Annotated in this window: 13 protein-coding genes and 1 CRISPR repeat array; of the genes, 7 read left to right on the top strand and 6 right to left on the bottom strand. The window is 68.2% G+C overall.

The genetic code is table 11. The annotated features are described in order from the left end of the window. Positions 1-58: 58 nt before the first annotated feature. Both BN2279_RS29400 and BN2279_RS16520 read right to left on the bottom strand, forming a co-directional pair. A complete protein-coding gene (locus tag BN2279_RS29400) occupies positions 59-286 on the bottom strand; it encodes a hypothetical protein (protein WP_159037239.1) in 228 nt (75 codons plus the stop codon). A 306-nt stretch (positions 287-592) separates the two neighbouring features. Beyond that, on the bottom strand, positions 593-1,540 hold the full coding sequence (locus BN2279_RS16520) for a LysR family transcriptional regulator (protein ID WP_059010315.1): 948 nt from the start codon (positions 1,538-1,540) through the stop codon (positions 593-595). A 123-nt stretch (positions 1,541-1,663) separates the two neighbouring features. Between BN2279_RS16520 and BN2279_RS16515 the strand changes: the two genes are divergently transcribed. From BN2279_RS16515 to BN2279_RS16500, 4 genes are all read left to right on the top strand, one after another. Next, positions 1,664-2,602, top strand: a complete 939-nt coding sequence (locus BN2279_RS16515; protein ID WP_059010313.1) for a VOC family protein — start codon at positions 1,664-1,666, stop codon at positions 2,600-2,602. A 241-nt stretch (positions 2,603-2,843) separates the two neighbouring features. Continuing rightward, entirely contained in the window at positions 2,844-3,851 is a 1,008-nt protein-coding gene (locus BN2279_RS16510) for an ornithine cyclodeaminase family protein (RefSeq protein ID WP_059010311.1), read from the top strand. 22 nt (positions 3,852-3,873) lie between these two features. Further along, positions 3,874-4,893, top strand: a complete 1,020-nt coding sequence (locus BN2279_RS16505) for a dihydrodipicolinate synthase family protein (protein WP_059010309.1) — start codon at positions 3,874-3,876, stop codon at positions 4,891-4,893. Between the two features lie 27 nt (positions 4,894-4,920). Continuing rightward, positions 4,921-6,390 (top strand): NAD-dependent succinate-semialdehyde dehydrogenase, encoded by a 1,470-nt coding sequence (locus BN2279_RS16500; protein ID WP_059010909.1) that lies wholly within the window; start codon positions 4,921-4,923, stop codon positions 6,388-6,390. 80 nt (positions 6,391-6,470) lie between these two features. Here BN2279_RS16500 and BN2279_RS16495 read toward each other — a convergent pair whose 3' ends face one another. From BN2279_RS16495 to BN2279_RS16485, 3 genes are all read right to left on the bottom strand, one after another. Then, positions 6,471-6,980: a hypothetical protein gene (locus BN2279_RS16495; RefSeq protein WP_059010307.1), complete on the bottom strand. Its 510-nt coding sequence runs from the start codon at positions 6,978-6,980 to the stop codon at positions 6,471-6,473. 90 nt (positions 6,981-7,070) lie between these two features. Then, positions 7,071-7,298, bottom strand: a complete 228-nt coding sequence (locus tag BN2279_RS16490; RefSeq protein ID WP_059010305.1) for a hypothetical protein — start codon at positions 7,296-7,298, stop codon at positions 7,071-7,073. Between the two features lie 268 nt (positions 7,299-7,566). Beyond that, positions 7,567-8,166: a YdcF family protein gene (locus BN2279_RS16485; protein WP_059010303.1), complete on the bottom strand. Its 600-nt coding sequence runs from the start codon at positions 8,164-8,166 to the stop codon at positions 7,567-7,569. A gap of 762 nt (positions 8,167-8,928) precedes the next feature. On the opposite strand from BN2279_RS16485, the gene BN2279_RS27815 reads away from it, so the two are divergent. Genes BN2279_RS27815 through cas2 form a run of 3 tightly spaced genes read left to right on the top strand, consistent with a single transcriptional unit; the run spans position 8,929 to position 10,700 of the window. Continuing rightward, on the top strand, positions 8,929-9,450 hold the full coding sequence (locus tag BN2279_RS27815; protein WP_079032214.1) for a CRISPR-associated protein Cas4: 522 nt from the start codon (positions 8,929-8,931) through the stop codon (positions 9,448-9,450). Beyond that, positions 9,450-10,430 (top strand): type I-B CRISPR-associated endonuclease Cas1b, encoded by a 981-nt coding sequence (cas1b, locus tag BN2279_RS16475; protein ID WP_059010300.1) that lies wholly within the window; start codon positions 9,450-9,452, stop codon positions 10,428-10,430. Before BN2279_RS27815 ends, cas1b begins: the two co-directional genes overlap by 1 nt. 6 nt (positions 10,431-10,436) lie before the next feature. Next, positions 10,437-10,700: a CRISPR-associated endonuclease Cas2 gene (cas2, locus tag BN2279_RS16470; protein ID WP_059010297.1), complete on the top strand. Its 264-nt coding sequence runs from the start codon at positions 10,437-10,439 to the stop codon at positions 10,698-10,700. Positions 10,701-12,679: 1,979 nt separating this feature from the next. After that, positions 12,680-13,823: direct repeats of the CRISPR family, unit length 29 nt; unit sequence GTTCCGAACCCTCCAGGGTGGATGACGGC. Between the two features lie 110 nt (positions 13,824-13,933). On the opposite strand, the gene BN2279_RS28615 is transcribed toward cas2, so the two are convergent. Further along, positions 13,934-14,742 (bottom strand): IS5 family transposase gene (locus BN2279_RS28615; protein WP_104531059.1). Its coding sequence is split into 2 segments (ribosomal slippage): positions 13,934-14,392 and positions 14,395-14,742, totalling 807 coding nucleotides; the frame shifts between segments, so codons are not numbered across the junction. Positions 14,743-14,959 lie beyond the last annotated feature (217 nt).

Here is a 14,959-nt window from a genome sequence, read left to right as displayed (position 1 = left end):
ACGGCGGCAGGGAACCGGTGTTGCTTCCACCCTTTCCTGACAACGCGCTCCGGTCCGTTCAGCGGCGGGTGCGCCAGGCGGCGAAGAACGATGCTGTGACGGCGGTGACCGCCCCGAAGGCCGCCGCGCCCGCCAGGGTGTGGACAACGGCGCAGACGGTCAGGATCGCGAGCAATCCGACCAGTTCAAGGGTGCGCAGGGCAACGGGCGAACCCGGCTCACCGGTGCGACGCGGTTTCCTGCCGGGCGCGCCATCGCCCGGAACCTGCTGCTCGTTCGACGGCACTGGGTCCTCCTCGATGTCGATCGAGGGAAACGTCCGAGTCCTTGACGCCGTCGGCCCTGCGCTGGTGCGGCACGCCCTCTTGGGTCAATTCCCCGGCCACGCCGCCCGTGCGGCGCTTTCCGTTTCCCCCGAGGACGTACGTCGCACCCGGTCGCGGCGCCTGGGACAGCGCGCGACCGTTCAACGCACATCACACCGTCAACTTACCTACGGCAGCCGCGAGTCAAACCCGTCCGGGGCATGACCCGCGGGACACGGTCCGGTACGCCGTTCGGCACCTGGCGGGCCTGATCCGTGCCCTGACGCTCAGGGGCCCTCGCCGGTGCCGGCCGGGGCTCCGGCGGGTTCCAGCGACGCGGCCACGTCCTGGACCAGACCGCGGAGCCACGTGTGCTCCGGGTCACCGGTCCGTGAACGGTGCCACCAGAACGCCTCGATGATCGTCGGCGGCGTCCGGGGGAGCGCGACCATGCGGACCCGGGAGGTCGCGGAGGCCCTGTGGGCGAGGCGGGTCGGGACAAGGGCGACGCGGTCGCTGTCGGCGACCAGATCCGGCATGGACATGAAGTTGTCGACCACGACGGTGACGTTGAGTTCGATCCCCTGAAGGCGCAGGGTCCGCTCCGCCGCGCTGGCGAGCCCGTCGTCGCGGAAGGCGACGACCCACGGCAGGGAGCTGACCTGCTCAAGGGTGAGCGCGTCGCCGACACTCCTGTTCTCCACGGCGACCAGCCCCGTCCAGGTGTCGGCGAAGAGATCCAGATACGGGAACTCGGAAACGAACCCGTGGGGCAGCATCAGGCCGTCGATGTCGTCGAGGAGCGATGTCCCCGCGACCAGTGCCGTCACCAGGTCCCAGCGCGAGAAACGCACGCGGGCGTGCGGCGCGACCGCGGAGAGCGCCGAGACCAGCCGTCCGCCGATCATGGAAATCGCGTAGTCCGACGCGATGATCCGGTACTCACGGGTGGACGCACCGGGATCGAAGGACGGGTGCTCGGCGAAGACGTTCTCGATCGAGCCGAGCGCCTCGGTGAGCCGGTGCCGCAACTGCACGGCGAACGGGCTGAGGACGTAGGAGTTCCCCTTGCGGACCAGCAGTTCGTCGTTGAAATGCCGCCTCAACCGCCGCAGGGACGCGCTGAGCGCGGGCTGGCTCAGTCCGAGGCGGGCTGCCGCGCGGGTGACGCCGCGCTCCCGCAGAAGCGCGTCGAGAGGGACCAACAGGTTGAGATCGAGCCGGCCGAGTTCCACGACAGGAGCATAAGCAGCACTGATACCTCGGATCAGGAGATTCGGGGTTCTCAGCGACGGTCGCCCCGTCGATACTCCAGGTGACGAGAACCACACAGCCCCGTTGGACCCGGAGGGCGAGCCATGAGCGGCTACCGCTTGACCCATCTGCGCCATGTCGACATCGCGGTGCCGGACCTGGCGGCGCAGACCCGTTTCTACACCGGGACATGGGGACTCACGCCGGTCCACGTGGAGAAGGACCTCGTCTTCCTGGCGGCCGAGGGTTCGCCCGAGCAGTACTCGGTGCGGCTGCGCGGGAGTGAGGAGAAGCGGCTCGACCTCGTCGCGTTCGGCGCCGAGGACCGCGCGGAGGTCGACGAACTCGCGGCGGACCTGGAAGCCGACGGCATCCAGCTCATCACTGAGCCTGATGCCGTACAGACGCCGGGTGGTGGATACGGCTTCCGTTTCTTCGACATCGACGGCCGCGTGGTCGAGATCTCGGCCGACGTGGAGACGCGGAAGCACCGCAAGATCGAGGCGGGCGAGTCCATCCCGGTCAAGCTGTCCCACGTCGTTCTCAACTCTCCCGACATCGCGCGCACCCGGGCCTTCTACGAGAAGCACCTCACGCTCCGGCACACCGACACCCTCGCCCACCCGGTCAACGGCGATCTGTTCTATTTCATGAGGATCAACAGCGCCCACCACAGCATCGGGCTCGCGCAAGGCCCCCACGTCTCGCTCAATCACATGTCGTTCGACATGCGGGGCCTGGACGAGTACATGCGCGGCACCGGCCGCCTGCTGCGCGCGGGCGCCGAAAAGCTCTGGGGCCCCGGCCGGCACCGCATCGGGGACAACACCTTCTCGTACTTCCTCGACCCGCACGGCAACGTCATCGAGTACACGACCGAGCTCACGACGATCGACGAGGACACCTGGCACCCACACGTGCTCGACGTGACCGAGCCGGAGACACAGGACCAGTGGGGTACGGCCGGGCCGCTGGCCGAAGAGGTCTACGGCCAGATGATGAACGACGTCGACAAGGGCCTCTCCCCCCCGCCCCCCGTCTGATCCCGCCCGCCGGTACCGGAGCGAACCGCGCTCCGGCCCGGTTCCCGGCCGCGCGGACGCCGCCCACGGCCGGCCCCGATCACCAGCAAGGAGCACCTCCCATGCCCCACCCCCTCATCACCGGCGGCGGCACCGCACTCCCGACCCGCGATCACGCGGGCGAGGGGATCGCGCCCGGCCGCCCCGGCAAGCCCGTCGCCACGCTCGCGGAACCGTTCTGAACCGGCAGGGGATCGACACCATGGACACCACCGCGCCCCGCGCCTCGACCCTCGCGCTGTCCAGCGCCGACGTCCTGGAGCTGACCGCGTGGAAACGGACCGTCGACGTCCTCGCCGAGGCGTACGGCGGCACCATCACCACGGAGATGGTGCCGCCGCGCACCATGGCCCGGGGCGACGGAGTCTGGCTGCGCGGCCTCACCGCGGTGTCGACGTCCGGGGACGTCGTGGGCGCCAAGCTCATCACCGCGGCCACGGCCACCGGCGAGGTCAGCTACGTCATCACGCTCCAGGACCGCCGTACCGCCGAACTGCTGGCCGTGATCGACGGACACCACGTCACCGGTCTGCGCACCGCCGCGACCTCCGCGCTCGCCGCGGACCGGCTGGCCGTGGCCGGACCGGTCTCCGTCGGGGTGATCGGCGCCGGGTTCGAGGCCACCAACCACGTCGACGCCCTGGCCGCCGTGCGGGACATCGGCGCGTTGCGGGTGTTCAGCCCCACCCCGGCCAACCGCGAGCGCTTCGCCGCGCGCGCCCGGGACCGTGTCACGGGCCGGGCACGGGCGGTGGACTCCCCCGAGGCGGCCGTACGGGAAGCGGACCTGGTCATCTGCGCGGCGCGGTCGCGCGACGAGACCCCGGTGATCGACGGCGCCTGGCTGCGGCCCGGAACGACGCTCGTCTCGATCGGGTCCACCCTCCCCGAACAGCGCGAGGCCGATACGACCACCATCGCCCGGGCCGACCTGATCGTCGCCGACGTCGTCGAGGAAGTGCGCGACGACAGCGGCGACATGATCGCCGCCCGGGCCGCCGGGATCGACATCGACGCCCGGCTCGTCCCGCTCGCGGACCTGATCAGCGGTCGCGTCACCGGACGGTCGTCACCCGACCAGATCCTGGTCTACAAGTCCGTCGGCTCCGCCCTCCAGGACATCGTCCTGGCCGAGCACCTCTACCGCGAGGCCACCGAACGCGGGATCGGGCGCCGCCTGCCGGCCCTCGTCACCCCCGTCACCAAGTAACAGCGAAGGGAGCGGAGCCACCATGCCCGCCTACCGACCCGGCGAAGCGCGCGAATGGGCGCTGGAGAACCTGACCGGAGTGTCCGGCGTCACCATCCCGTCCTTCACCGCGGACCTGACCCGGCTGAACCGGGCCGCGATCGCCCACGACATCGAGCACATCATCGGTCTCGGCTTCGATCACACCCTCGTCATGGCCGAGGTCAACCTGACCCCCGAGGAGAACGCGGAGTTCACCGCGATCGCGCGGGACACCGCGGGTGACCGGCTCGGCCTGTTCTTCCACGCCGCCTTCGGCACGCTCGCCGACAACATCCGCGCCGCCAGGCTCGCCGAGAAAGCCGGCGCGGACCTGGCACTGCTGTCGTACCCACCGCAGTTCCGCGCCGAGTCCGAGGACGACGTCTACGAGTACACCCGCGGATTCTGCGAGCAGACCGGACTCGGTGTGATGATCTTCCCGCTGCCGAGCTGGGGCTTCGAACGGTTCCACCCCGCGGGCATGTCCGTGGCGCTGATCCGCCGGATGCTCGACACCATCCCGAACATCGTCGCGATCAAGGCCGAGCAGGGCTACCCGCTGCCGGCCGGCGTGATCGAGACGTACCACCACTTCGCCGGTGAGGTGGTCATCAGTTGCCCCATCGAGGGCCACTGCGTCCCGTTGATGGACGTGCTCGACCTGCGCTTCTCCGGCACCAGCAACACCCAGTGGATGAGCACGTACTTCCCCGCGGCCTTCGCCAAGGCACGCGCCGGCCGCTGGGCCGAGGCGATGGAGGACTACTGGCGGGGCAACCCCCCCCGGCAGGCCCACGACGCGGGGACGGGCGGCTATCTGAGCGCCACCGGCGGGCTCACCCGGACGATCTGGAAGTACCAGGCCTGGCTCGCCGGATTCGGCGGCGGGCCGCGGCGGGCCCCCGCCATGCGGGCGCCGGACCGCCACATGCGCACCCTGCGTGCCGGGCTGTCGGCCGCCGGGCTTCCCGTGACGGATCTGCCGGACAGCGAGTTCCTCCGTGGCCGCTTCCCGGCCTGACACCACTCCCGACAGCAAGGCATGCTCATGATCACCACCGATGTGGTCCCGGGGACCGGTCTCTCCCTTCCCCACGGCGCCTCCTTCATCGACGGGCAGTGGACCGCGGCCCGCGGCGGCGCGACGTTCGCCGTCTTCGACCCCGGCAACGGCGAACAGCTCGCCACCGTCGCCGATGCCGCGCCGGAGGACGCCGTCGACGCGGTCGCCGCCGCCTCGGCGGCGGCCACGGACTGGGCGGCGACCCCGCCCCGGCGGCGGGGCGAGCTGCTCAGGCGGGCGTTCGACCTGATGCGGGAGCGCCGCGACCCGCTCGCCCGGCTCATCACCCGCGAGAGCGGCAAGGCGCTCGCCGAGGCGTTCGGCGAGGTGGACTACGCGGCGGAGTTCCTGCGCTGGTTCTCCGAGGAGGCATGCCGCGCACTGGGCGCCTTCGGCCCCCTGCCGCACGGCAACGGCCGGATGATCACCGACCTGCGCCCGGTCGGCGTCAGCGTCTTCGTCACCCCGTGGAACTTCCCGGCGGCGATGGCCACCCGCAAGATCGGCCCGGCCCTCGCCGCCGGGTGCACCGTCGTGCTGAAACCGGCCGCGGAGACACCCCTGACCGCCCTCGCGACGGCCGAGGTGTTCCGCGACGCGGGCGTGCCGGACGGCGTCGTGAACGTGGTTCCGACGACGCGCGCCGGCGCCGTCGTCAACGCGATGCTGGAGGACCCACGCGTCCGCAAGCTCTCCTTCACCGGCTCGACGGAGGTCGGCCGGCTGCTCCTCGCCAAGGCGGCGCGGCGTGTCGTCCGCACCTCGATGGAACTGGGCGGCAACGCGCCCTTCCTCGTGCTGGAGGACGCCGACATCGGCACCGCGGTGGACAGCGCGATGGTCGCCAAGCTCCGCAACGGCGGCCAGTCCTGCACGGCGGCGAACCGCTTCTACGTCCACCGGCGGGTCGCGGACGAGTTCACGGCCAGGTTCGCCGAGGCGATGGCCCGGATACGGATCGGCCACGGGCTCGACGCCGCCGTGGACCTCGGCTCGATGATCCACGACGGGGCGGTGGCCGACATCGGCCGGATCGTCGACGCCACGGTCGCCGAGGGCGCCGAGACCGTGATCGGCGGCCGGGCCCTCGACGGACCGGGCGCCTTCTTCCCCCCGACGATCCTCACCGGCGTCCCGCACGGATCACCGGCCCTGACCGAGGAGATCTTCGGCCCGGTCGCGCCGATCGTCGTCGTCGAGGACGACGACGAGGCGCTGACGCTGGCGAACGACACCGTCTTCGGGCTCGTCGGCTTCGTCCAGTCCCAGAACCTCGGCCGGGCCCTGCGCGTGGCCGACCGGCTCGACGTCGGCATGGTCGGCATCAACCGCGGCGCCGTCTCCGACCCGGCCGCCCCCTTCGGCGGCTGGAAAGAAAGCGGCACCGGCCGCGAGGGCGCCCACGACGGCCTGCTGGAGTACCTGGAGACCAAGTACATCGCGACAGCCTGGTGACCATCCCGGACCGTCGAACCCACGGTGAGGGGTTGCCTCACGACGGACTCGCCCGCCCTCGCCCGCATGCCTTCCCGCGCTCATCCCCACTCGCGTTCCTGATAGGGAAGTTCAGGATTCTCCCGCGTTTCCGCCACCCACCGGTCGTAGGCGCCCTCCCCACTCAGCCGGATACCGAACGTCCACATCGGGTCGGCGAACAGGACGGCGTGCGGCTCGAACGTGAACTCGGCACAGCGCACGGTGAGTCCAGGGACCGACTCGGCGTTGGTCGCGTACCGAACCCGGACGATGCGGCGCGGCGTCGCCTCCGCGAGGAAGAGGTGGCCATAGTCCGTCGTGGCGAACTCCTCGTCCCCCTCCAGCAGTGGCTCGGGCACCTCCACCTTGTCCACCACGGCGAGAGCCAGTTGCCCTCCGCTGCCCGTGGAGTCGAGCCGCAGGAAACCCGAGTCCATCCGCAGACAAGCCGACCACGACCAAGGACAGAACACTGGATGGCCGTGCTCTCGGTCCAGGTAGCCAGGGATGTCGACGCCCGTGACGCGTCTTTCGGTCAGCGAATCAAAAAGCGCGTCCAGCGACGGCATGCGTCCATTCTCCTTCCGGGGGCCGGCGGCTGACCGGCCTTTCCCCCGTTGAACGGGGACCACACCCGGTGCGCCGGCACGTCCCTCGCGTTACCGGGGCAGCGCGAAGCCCAGTTCGCGCAGGCGGGGCAGGCAGGTTTCGAGGCACTGCTCGACCGAGGCCGCATCGGTTCGTACGAGGACGTCGTCACGCGAAGGAGCGCCACTGGCCACGAACGTCCAGGGCTCGCGCCGCTCCGCCATCCGCTCGGCGTCGGCCTTGAAGACCACGGTGATGCCCTGCTCAGCCAGTGCCTCCATGATCGCCACGACGTCCACCGGTGCCTCCCCCCGCGAAGTGCTTCCAACGCACCACCGGAACCTACCTGTCGAGGCCAGGCCACGAACACCGACCTCACCACTCAGACCCGGGGCTCTCCCAAACCCGGTCCCACGATGCCCAAAGTTGCACGGCGGGCTCGGCACCCGGGCGCAAGCGGGATCCGGACCGGCGGGTGTTCGGGGCATGCTCGGCTTCGGCTCGGGCATGACCTACTGGCACCAGCTCGGGAACCACCATGCTCTGACGCCCAGCGACAGCGGCTGCCTACGGCGAAACCTTCCGTTCGTCGGCCGTGAGACCGCGGAGTGTCCACAGTCCGTACAGAGCCAGCAGCGGTTTGACGAGCATCCACTCGCCAGGGCGGTAGTCATCCGCGCGCACCAACCTCCCGGCGAGATCGGGGCGCTGCCGCCGCAGATACGCGCGGGCCTTGAGCGCATGAGCCGGCTGGGAGGCGATTTTGACGCGGTCCACGTCTTCAAGCAGTGGGATCACGTTCGTGATGTTTTCCCACGTCGTCGCGCTTCGGTCTTCGAGAAGCACCGTGCCGTCGAACCCCAGCACCGACTTCGCGTAGTGAGCCATCACCTGGGCCTCCGTGGCGCCCGTGCCCGTCGCGCCGCCGCTGAAGATCACGCGGCTCCCCTGCGCACCGTCAGCGGCGATGGAGCGAATCCCGGCACGGACTCGCCATCGGTTGATCAAGTTCGCCGTCGCTTGGGGATTGCGGTACCCCAACACCACCACGGCCACCGAACCCACCCCGCTGTCCCCCACGAGAACCCGAGACCAGCGCCAGTTCAACCACTCGCCCCAGGCCAGGGCCGCGACCCCGGCTACCGCCAGTCCCGTCCATCGCCGCATGCGGCGACTGTAGGACACCCCACTGCCGGGTCCCCACGTGCGTGACAACGTCCACGCACACGGCGGACAAGCACGGACACCTGTCCGTCCCGATCACCCGGGGAACCGCAGCAGTGAACGGGGACCACGCAGCACGGTGGGATTCGAACCCACGGTGAGGGGTTGCCTCACGACGGTTTTCAAGACCAGGCCGCACGCAGCCGCTCAGGGCCCGCTAACCTGGGGAAACACCCTCACCAGAGCCAGATTCTGCCGCCCTGGCCCACAGATGGCCCACAGATGCCCTGAACTCTTACTTGGATCTTCGGGGAGACCAAGAACCGTGCTCTGGGGTTCGGGCGGGCAGTGCCGGTGCTCCCGGCCGGCAATGGACGCACCCGCGTCGAAGGCGACGACGACGTCAGCTCCTGCGGGCAGCATCGCAACCTCGCTCCCGACCTTCGCACACTTGACCACGGTGGCCACCCCCTACCCGAGAGCAGCCTCCAGAGCTGCGCCACGATCGTGGACGGCCCCGGCGCTCTTCGGCTCCTTCTGTCTCACCCGTTTGCGCGGGGTCTTGGCGCCACCTGCCTCATCTCACGGAGCCCCGCCGAGATGCCCCATGAGCACCACTTGCCACGGGGGGATCCACGCGCTCGGCTGTCGCAACCGCCCGCCGGTGTAACACCGCACCACACCCACGGAGTTGCCCACCCCCGCACAGCAAGAGGACTACGATGCCGTCACCGATCTTCCTCTGCCATAACCGGAGACGCTTCCTTGCCGCACCAGACTCGTGACTCCGACGAAGACGGAAGCCCGGTCGGCGGCGTCCATATCAAGTACCTCTTTCACTGCCCCCGCCAGCTATGGCTGTACAGCCATGGCTACCGCCCCGAGCAGCGCAGTGACCTCGTCGCCTTCGGGGAGGTCGTCGACGAGACTACCTTCACCCGCCGGCGAGACGTCGACCTCGGCGAAGCAAAGATCGACTGGGTGACGACGGGCGCGGTCGTCCACGAAACGAAGTCCTCCCGTGCTCCCGACCCTGCTCACGCAGCCCAAGTCCGCCATTACTGCCTCTTGCTGGAACGCCGTGGTGTCGCCGTCCGGGCCGGCGTCGTGCACTACCCCCTTGTTCGCCGCACCACTGATGTGACCTGGGACGCCGAGGCGCGAGCGCAAGCCGAGGAAGCCGAAAGTCGAGCCCGCGCCGTCGTCGCTGCCGCGGAAGCACCAGCCCGTTTGCCGCGGGCGAAGTGCCGTGGCTGCTCGTACCTTGATTACTGCTGGGGAGACTGATGCCCGCTGTTGGCCGCACGTACTGGTTGACCGAGCCGTGCCGCATTCGTCGCGAGGACAACAGCGTCCGCGTCGAGCGCGCTGACGGCAGCCCCGTCCGTATTCCCGTCACTGACATCCGCGACTTTGTTGCCTTCGACCATGTGGACGTCAACACGTCCGTGTTGTCACTACTGAGCCGCCACGGCGTGACTCTTCATGTCCTGGACCACTACGGCAACCACGCCGGTCACTTCTCTCCGGCCGAGTCCATGTCATCAGCGAATGTCGTCCGGCGGCAAGTCGAGCTCACCGCCGACCCCGAGCAGCGAGCAGCCGTCGGCCGCTCGCTTGTCCTGGCCACGGCCGAGAACCTGCGCTGGGCCTTGGACACCGACCTCCTGGAATCCGCCTTGCTGACCTTGCGCGGTGCTCTGCCCGACTGCAAGGACAGCGACGAGATCATGGGCCAGGAGGGCAACTACCGGCGCACCGGATGGGCCGCCCTCGACACCTTGCTCCCCGCGTGGCTACGCCTCAACGGCCGAACCCGCCGGCCACCGACGAATGCGGGTAACGCCTTCATCAGTTACCTCAACGCACTCGTGTACTCACGAGTTCTGACCGCTCTGCGCGCCACGCCTCTGCACCCGGCGATCGGCTTCCTCCACTCGGACACCGACCGCCGCCGCAACACTCTGGCCTTGGACCTGGCCGAGCCCTTCAAGCCGCTGTTCGCCGAGCGCCTGCTGAGACGAGCCGCGAGTCAGAAAAGCCTGAAGAGCTCGGACTTCGAGACGGACGTAGGCAGGGCGTCACTCAGCAAAGACGGCCGTAAGAAGGTCGCCGCCATGATGAAGGAAGAACTCGCGACAACGGTTCACCACCGAACGCTCAAGCGAAAGGTCAGCTACGAGGAACTCATCCACCTCGAAGCCCTGAAAATCGTACGACTGTGCCTTGAGGGAACTACCTACAAGCCCTTCCGTCCGTGGTGGTGATCCGAGATCTTCGTCATCCTCGTCTACGACACCGCCGTGGAGCGCAACCCGAAAGTGCTCAAGACTTGCCGCAAGTACTTGCACTGGACTCAGCGCAGCGTCTTCCAAGGCGAACTCTCCTCCGCCCAGTACCGTGCCCTCATGGCTGCCCTTGAGGCAGTCATCGACCCGGATCACGACACGATCGTGACGTACACCACCCGCTCCCCGGATCTCGTCGAGACCTCCACCCTCGGCCTCTGGCGTGGCAGCCCAGGCGAGATCCTTTGACGCTTCTGATGAGTCACGCCCGCTGACCGCGCATCCGGGGGTAGGCAAGAAGCTTGGCCCCATACCCGATTGCCACCATGGCAATGCCAAGAAGATTCCCAATTGGCCTGAACCTGATAGCCCGTTGCCCCCCCGGCCCCTCATGGCCAACATCGCCGCGCAGCCGGGTACTGCACCTGACGCCTCGCGAAGTTTTGGCACCACACCACAGGCCATATCAGAAGTGGCCAGGCATACATCTGAGTGGAAAAACGACTCGGCACTTGCTCCTGCGGGACCAGAAGTCTTTCGAAGCAACTACTCCAGCTCTAGTGACGGCCGATCGAGGCCGTATGGGTGAATCCGTCAGGTACTGATCGTCACTGCCCAGACAAACAGGTCACCGGCCCGTTAGGGTCGAATCAGACAAACGGTGGCTGCGGCGGCAGTTCGCCCCTACCCCGACCTGAGCACGTCAAGGAGGTAGTTCACGGTTATCAGATGGATTCCGCCGCCGTACGAGATGGACTGCCCCCGGCGCCTGCGCCACGTCTCGGGAAGACGGAAGTGAATTCCGTTCCCGGCCAGCCCACTCCTCATAGTTCCATTGCGCACACGATGGCCGTTACCTGCCGTAGCTCAACCACACCCCGCAGCGTGGCATAGCAAAGCCGAACCCCGCAGGAACCCTCTAGGGCTAATGAAGGACGAGCAGCGGTGGACTACAGCTGCGGTAGTTGCTTTTTCCCAACTCTCCAGAGCAGGTAAGAGCTGTAGAGACGCGCAGGCGCTGCCTGTACCAGAGCACGACACACATGGAACCGCTCCGGTTGCACACTCTAGCTGAGCTGGTCGTCGCTCCTACACCACATCCACGGCATCACAACCGCCCTCTCAACGTCGGCGGTAAGTCACCATGGGAGGCGAAGACAGCATGCGCCCGGTTACCTCTTCCACTCCAACCTGCCCAGGCCCTCAGACATGACGCCGACAGCCAAGAGCATGTTGGCCATCGGCCTACTATGTTCGATCATCGCTGGCTTCATCGCAGGGAACGCCCTATTTCTACTCGGAGCCCATGGGGTCACAGCTCTCAAGGCGGGCGCTACGGTCAGCGCTACGACATTCGGCCTGTTCCTAGCCGGCGTCGCCGCCTTTCGATAACCGAGCAGGCTTTCCAGACAGCACGTCGCATGTCGGGCTTACAGGCGTCAGCCTCAGCGGGATCCCGTCGGTGATAGCGCCAACTGGAGCGAGAGCAGCACCTGATGGGGAACTACCCAAGGTTGGACAATGGCCAGTGTCCTGCGGCCGATGTCCCACGTTGTCATCGATCTCACCTCTCCGAACCATCCAGGGTGGACGACGGTAGGTGGCCGGAGCGCGTGCCCTGGAGGTGGTCCAGGCGTTCCAAACCTTCCACGGTGGATGACGGCCCGCAGCGTAGGTCCGCGCGGCGCCCTCCAGTTCCCGTGGTTGCGAACCCTCCAGGGTGGATGACAGCCTGGCGGATGATGTCCGCACGCTGCGGGCGCAGGTGTTCCGAACCCTTCAGGGTGGATGACGGCGCCGAGCTGCGCCAGGAGCTGGCCGAAGCGCGGACGTTCCGAACCCTCCGGGGTGGATGACGGCCTCCATCATCGCCACGTACGCCACGAACCCCTCGCGTTGTTCCGAACCCTCCAGGGTGGATGACGGCGTGAGCAGCGCGACGGCCACGAGCAGCGTGATCCGCTCGGGTTCCGAACCCTCCAGGGTGGATGACGGCCCAGGAAGACGGACTCGACCCGGACCGCCGAACTGGAGTTCCGAACCCTCCGGGGTGGATGACGGCCAGCAGCGCGGCGTGTACGGCGTGCGCTGCCCGAAGTGGTTCCGAACCCTTCAGGGTGAATGACGGCACCGCCCCGCAAGACGTTCTGGACGACGGTGTCGATGTTCCGAACCCTCCAGTGGATGACGGCCCTACGAGAACGTGGCCGCCTGCCCGGCCGGCCTCACGTTCCGAACCCTCCAGGGTGGATGACGGCCCTGGGTGAGAGGACCGGTCGCATTGGTGGTCCGGTGTTCCGAACCCTCCAGGGTGGATGACGGCCTGGCCTACCTCGCCGCGGCCGTTGCGAAGCGGCCGAACGCGTTCCGAACCCTCCAGGGTGGATGACGGCCCTCGGCGCCACCGAGATCAGCCGCCAGGAGCTGGCGTTCCGAACCCTCCAAGGTGGATGACGGCCCGCGACCGGCCCGCACCGACCCGTCAGGGCGGGACGGGTTCCGAACCCTCCAGGGTGGATGACGGCCCGGCTTGTACGTCCCGCCGTGCTCGGTCAGCACGCCGTGTTCCGAACCCTCCAGGGTGGATGACGGCGCGCGAGGTGCTGGACGATCTCGTCGTACAGGGCGTGTTCCGAACCCTCCAGGGTGGATGACGGCCCCTGTTGCGGGCGAGGAACGGGTAGACCGCGTCATGTTCCGAACCCTCCAGGGTGGATGACGGCCACCTTCCAGCGGATCACGGATTCGCTGAAGAATCTGTTCCGAACCCTCCAGGGTGGATGACGGCCTGACCATCGGTCCCGCGCTGGAACTGGAAGACGTGTTCCGAACCCTCCAGGGTGGATGACGGCGGGATGGACAAGGCCACCCGGATCATGTCCTCGGAGTAGTTCCGAACCCTCCAGGGTGGATGACGGCACGAGCGGGCCGGGCAGACCGGGCGCTCGACGATCGAGTTCCGAACCCTCCAGGGTGGATGACGGCTGGCCATGGCCAGGCCGTGGCCGTGCTCGGTCCAGAGTTCCGAACCCTCCAGGGTGGATGACGGCACGCCACCGCGCCCAGGGCCGACAGCGGCCCGCACAGGTTCCGAACCCTCCAGGGTGGATGACGGCGAGCTGCCCGTGCCGTTCGCGGGCGGGTTCCTGGGTTCCGAACCCTCCAGGGTGGATGACGGCCTCCCGGCCGTCCTGTACGTGGCCGAGCAACTGGAGTTCCGAACCCTCCAGGGTGGATGACGGCGGGATCATGAAGCTGCTCGACCGCATCAACCGCGTTCCGAACCCTCCAGGGTGGATGACGGCCCGCGCGTAGCGAGCTGGTGAGTTCCCGTTAGGTTCGCGTTCCGAACCCTCCAGGGTGGATGACGGCCCGAGAGTAAAATCGCTGGTCAGCCTGGGTCCTGCCGGCTTGCGAGGGACAGGATTTGCAGCGACTCGGCGGTAGTGCAGGAGTGCAGGTCAGAGCGCTAAGACGTCGTTTCACTTGGTGAGTCGGCGGTAGTTGATCAGTGTGGTGGCGAGTGCGGTGAAGGCAAGGAAGTGTTCCGCTTTGCGTTCGTAGCGGCGGTGGAGCCGACGGCAGCCGGCGAGCCAGGACATCGTGCGCTCTATCACCCAGCGGTGGCGGCCCAAGCGCCGTGAGGTCTCTTTGCCGCGACGCGCGATACGGGGTGTGATACCTCGTTCGCGCAGCCATCGGCGCAGGTGGGGGTAGTCGTAGCCCTTGTCCGCATGCAGTTTGCCCGGTCGGCGTCTGCGTGGCCCGCGCCGGCTGCGGACCGGCGGTATCGACGCGACGAGCGGCCGCAGGGCGAGGCTGTCGTGCGTGTTGGCCGCGGAAATACCGACCGCGACCGGCAGGCCCGACCGGTCGGTGACGAGGTGGATTTTCGATCCGTTCTTGCCACGGTCGGTCGGATTCGGTCCGGTCAGGGGCCCCCTTTGAGGGCCCTGACGCTCACCGAGTCGATGGCGAAGCGCGACCAGTCCAGCTCACCGCGGGAGCCGAGCTCGTCCAGGACGATCCGGTGCAGGCGGGCCCAGACCCGGTCCGCGCTCCAGCGCGCGAAGCGACGGTAGACGGTCGGCCATGCCGGCCCGAACACCGGCGGGACCTGCCGCCACGTGCAGCCCGACGTCGCCACGAACACGATCGCGGCCAGACACTCACGGTCCCCGGCGCGCCGACGTCCGCCTCCTTGCGGGCGTATCACCACCGTCTCGGGTACTACCCGACGGAACAACTCCCACAACTCATCCGGCACCAGCCGCTCGACAAGCCTCGCCATGCCCAGCACAACGACCCATCCCACCAAACGAAACGACGTCTAAGCTCCGGGCGTTCACAGGTCCGGCTGTCTTGAGGCAGCGAGGCGTCTGTCAGCATACGGACCGGCTTCCATGGCAGCCAGCGGGACCTCGTCCGGGACTCCCCGATACAGCGTGGGACGGCAGTACCTCTTCCCCCAGCAAGTGCGTAGGCAGGTGATCGCTGCCCGGCTGAGT

It is taken from the genome of Streptomyces specialis, assembly GCF_001493375.1.
GTDB lineage: Bacteria > Actinomycetota > Actinomycetes > Streptomycetales > Streptomycetaceae > Streptomyces > Streptomyces specialis.
The sequence above is the reverse complement of the archived record's forward strand: the minus strand, read 5'-3'. Positions and strand labels throughout refer to the sequence as shown.

Coding starts and splice junctions, on each gene's coding strand:
- BN2279_RS16515 (WP_059010313.1), top strand. CDS start 1,664: ATGAGCGGCTACCGCTTGACCCATCTGCGCCATGTCGACATCGCGGTG.
- BN2279_RS16510 (WP_059010311.1), top strand. CDS start 2,844: ATGGACACCACCGCGCCCCGCGCCTCGACCCTCGCGCTGTCCAGCGCC.
- BN2279_RS16505 (WP_059010309.1), top strand. CDS start 3,874: ATGCCCGCCTACCGACCCGGCGAAGCGCGCGAATGGGCGCTGGAGAAC.
- BN2279_RS16500 (WP_059010909.1), top strand. CDS start 4,921: ATGATCACCACCGATGTGGTCCCGGGGACCGGTCTCTCCCTTCCCCAC.
- BN2279_RS16495 (WP_059010307.1), bottom strand. CDS start 6,980: ATGCCGTCGCTGGACGCGCTTTTTGATTCGCTGACCGAAAGACGCGTC.
- BN2279_RS16485 (WP_059010303.1), bottom strand. CDS start 8,166: ATGCGGCGATGGACGGGACTGGCGGTAGCCGGGGTCGCGGCCCTGGCC.
- cas1b (WP_059010300.1), top strand. CDS start 9,450: ATGCCCGCTGTTGGCCGCACGTACTGGTTGACCGAGCCGTGCCGCATT.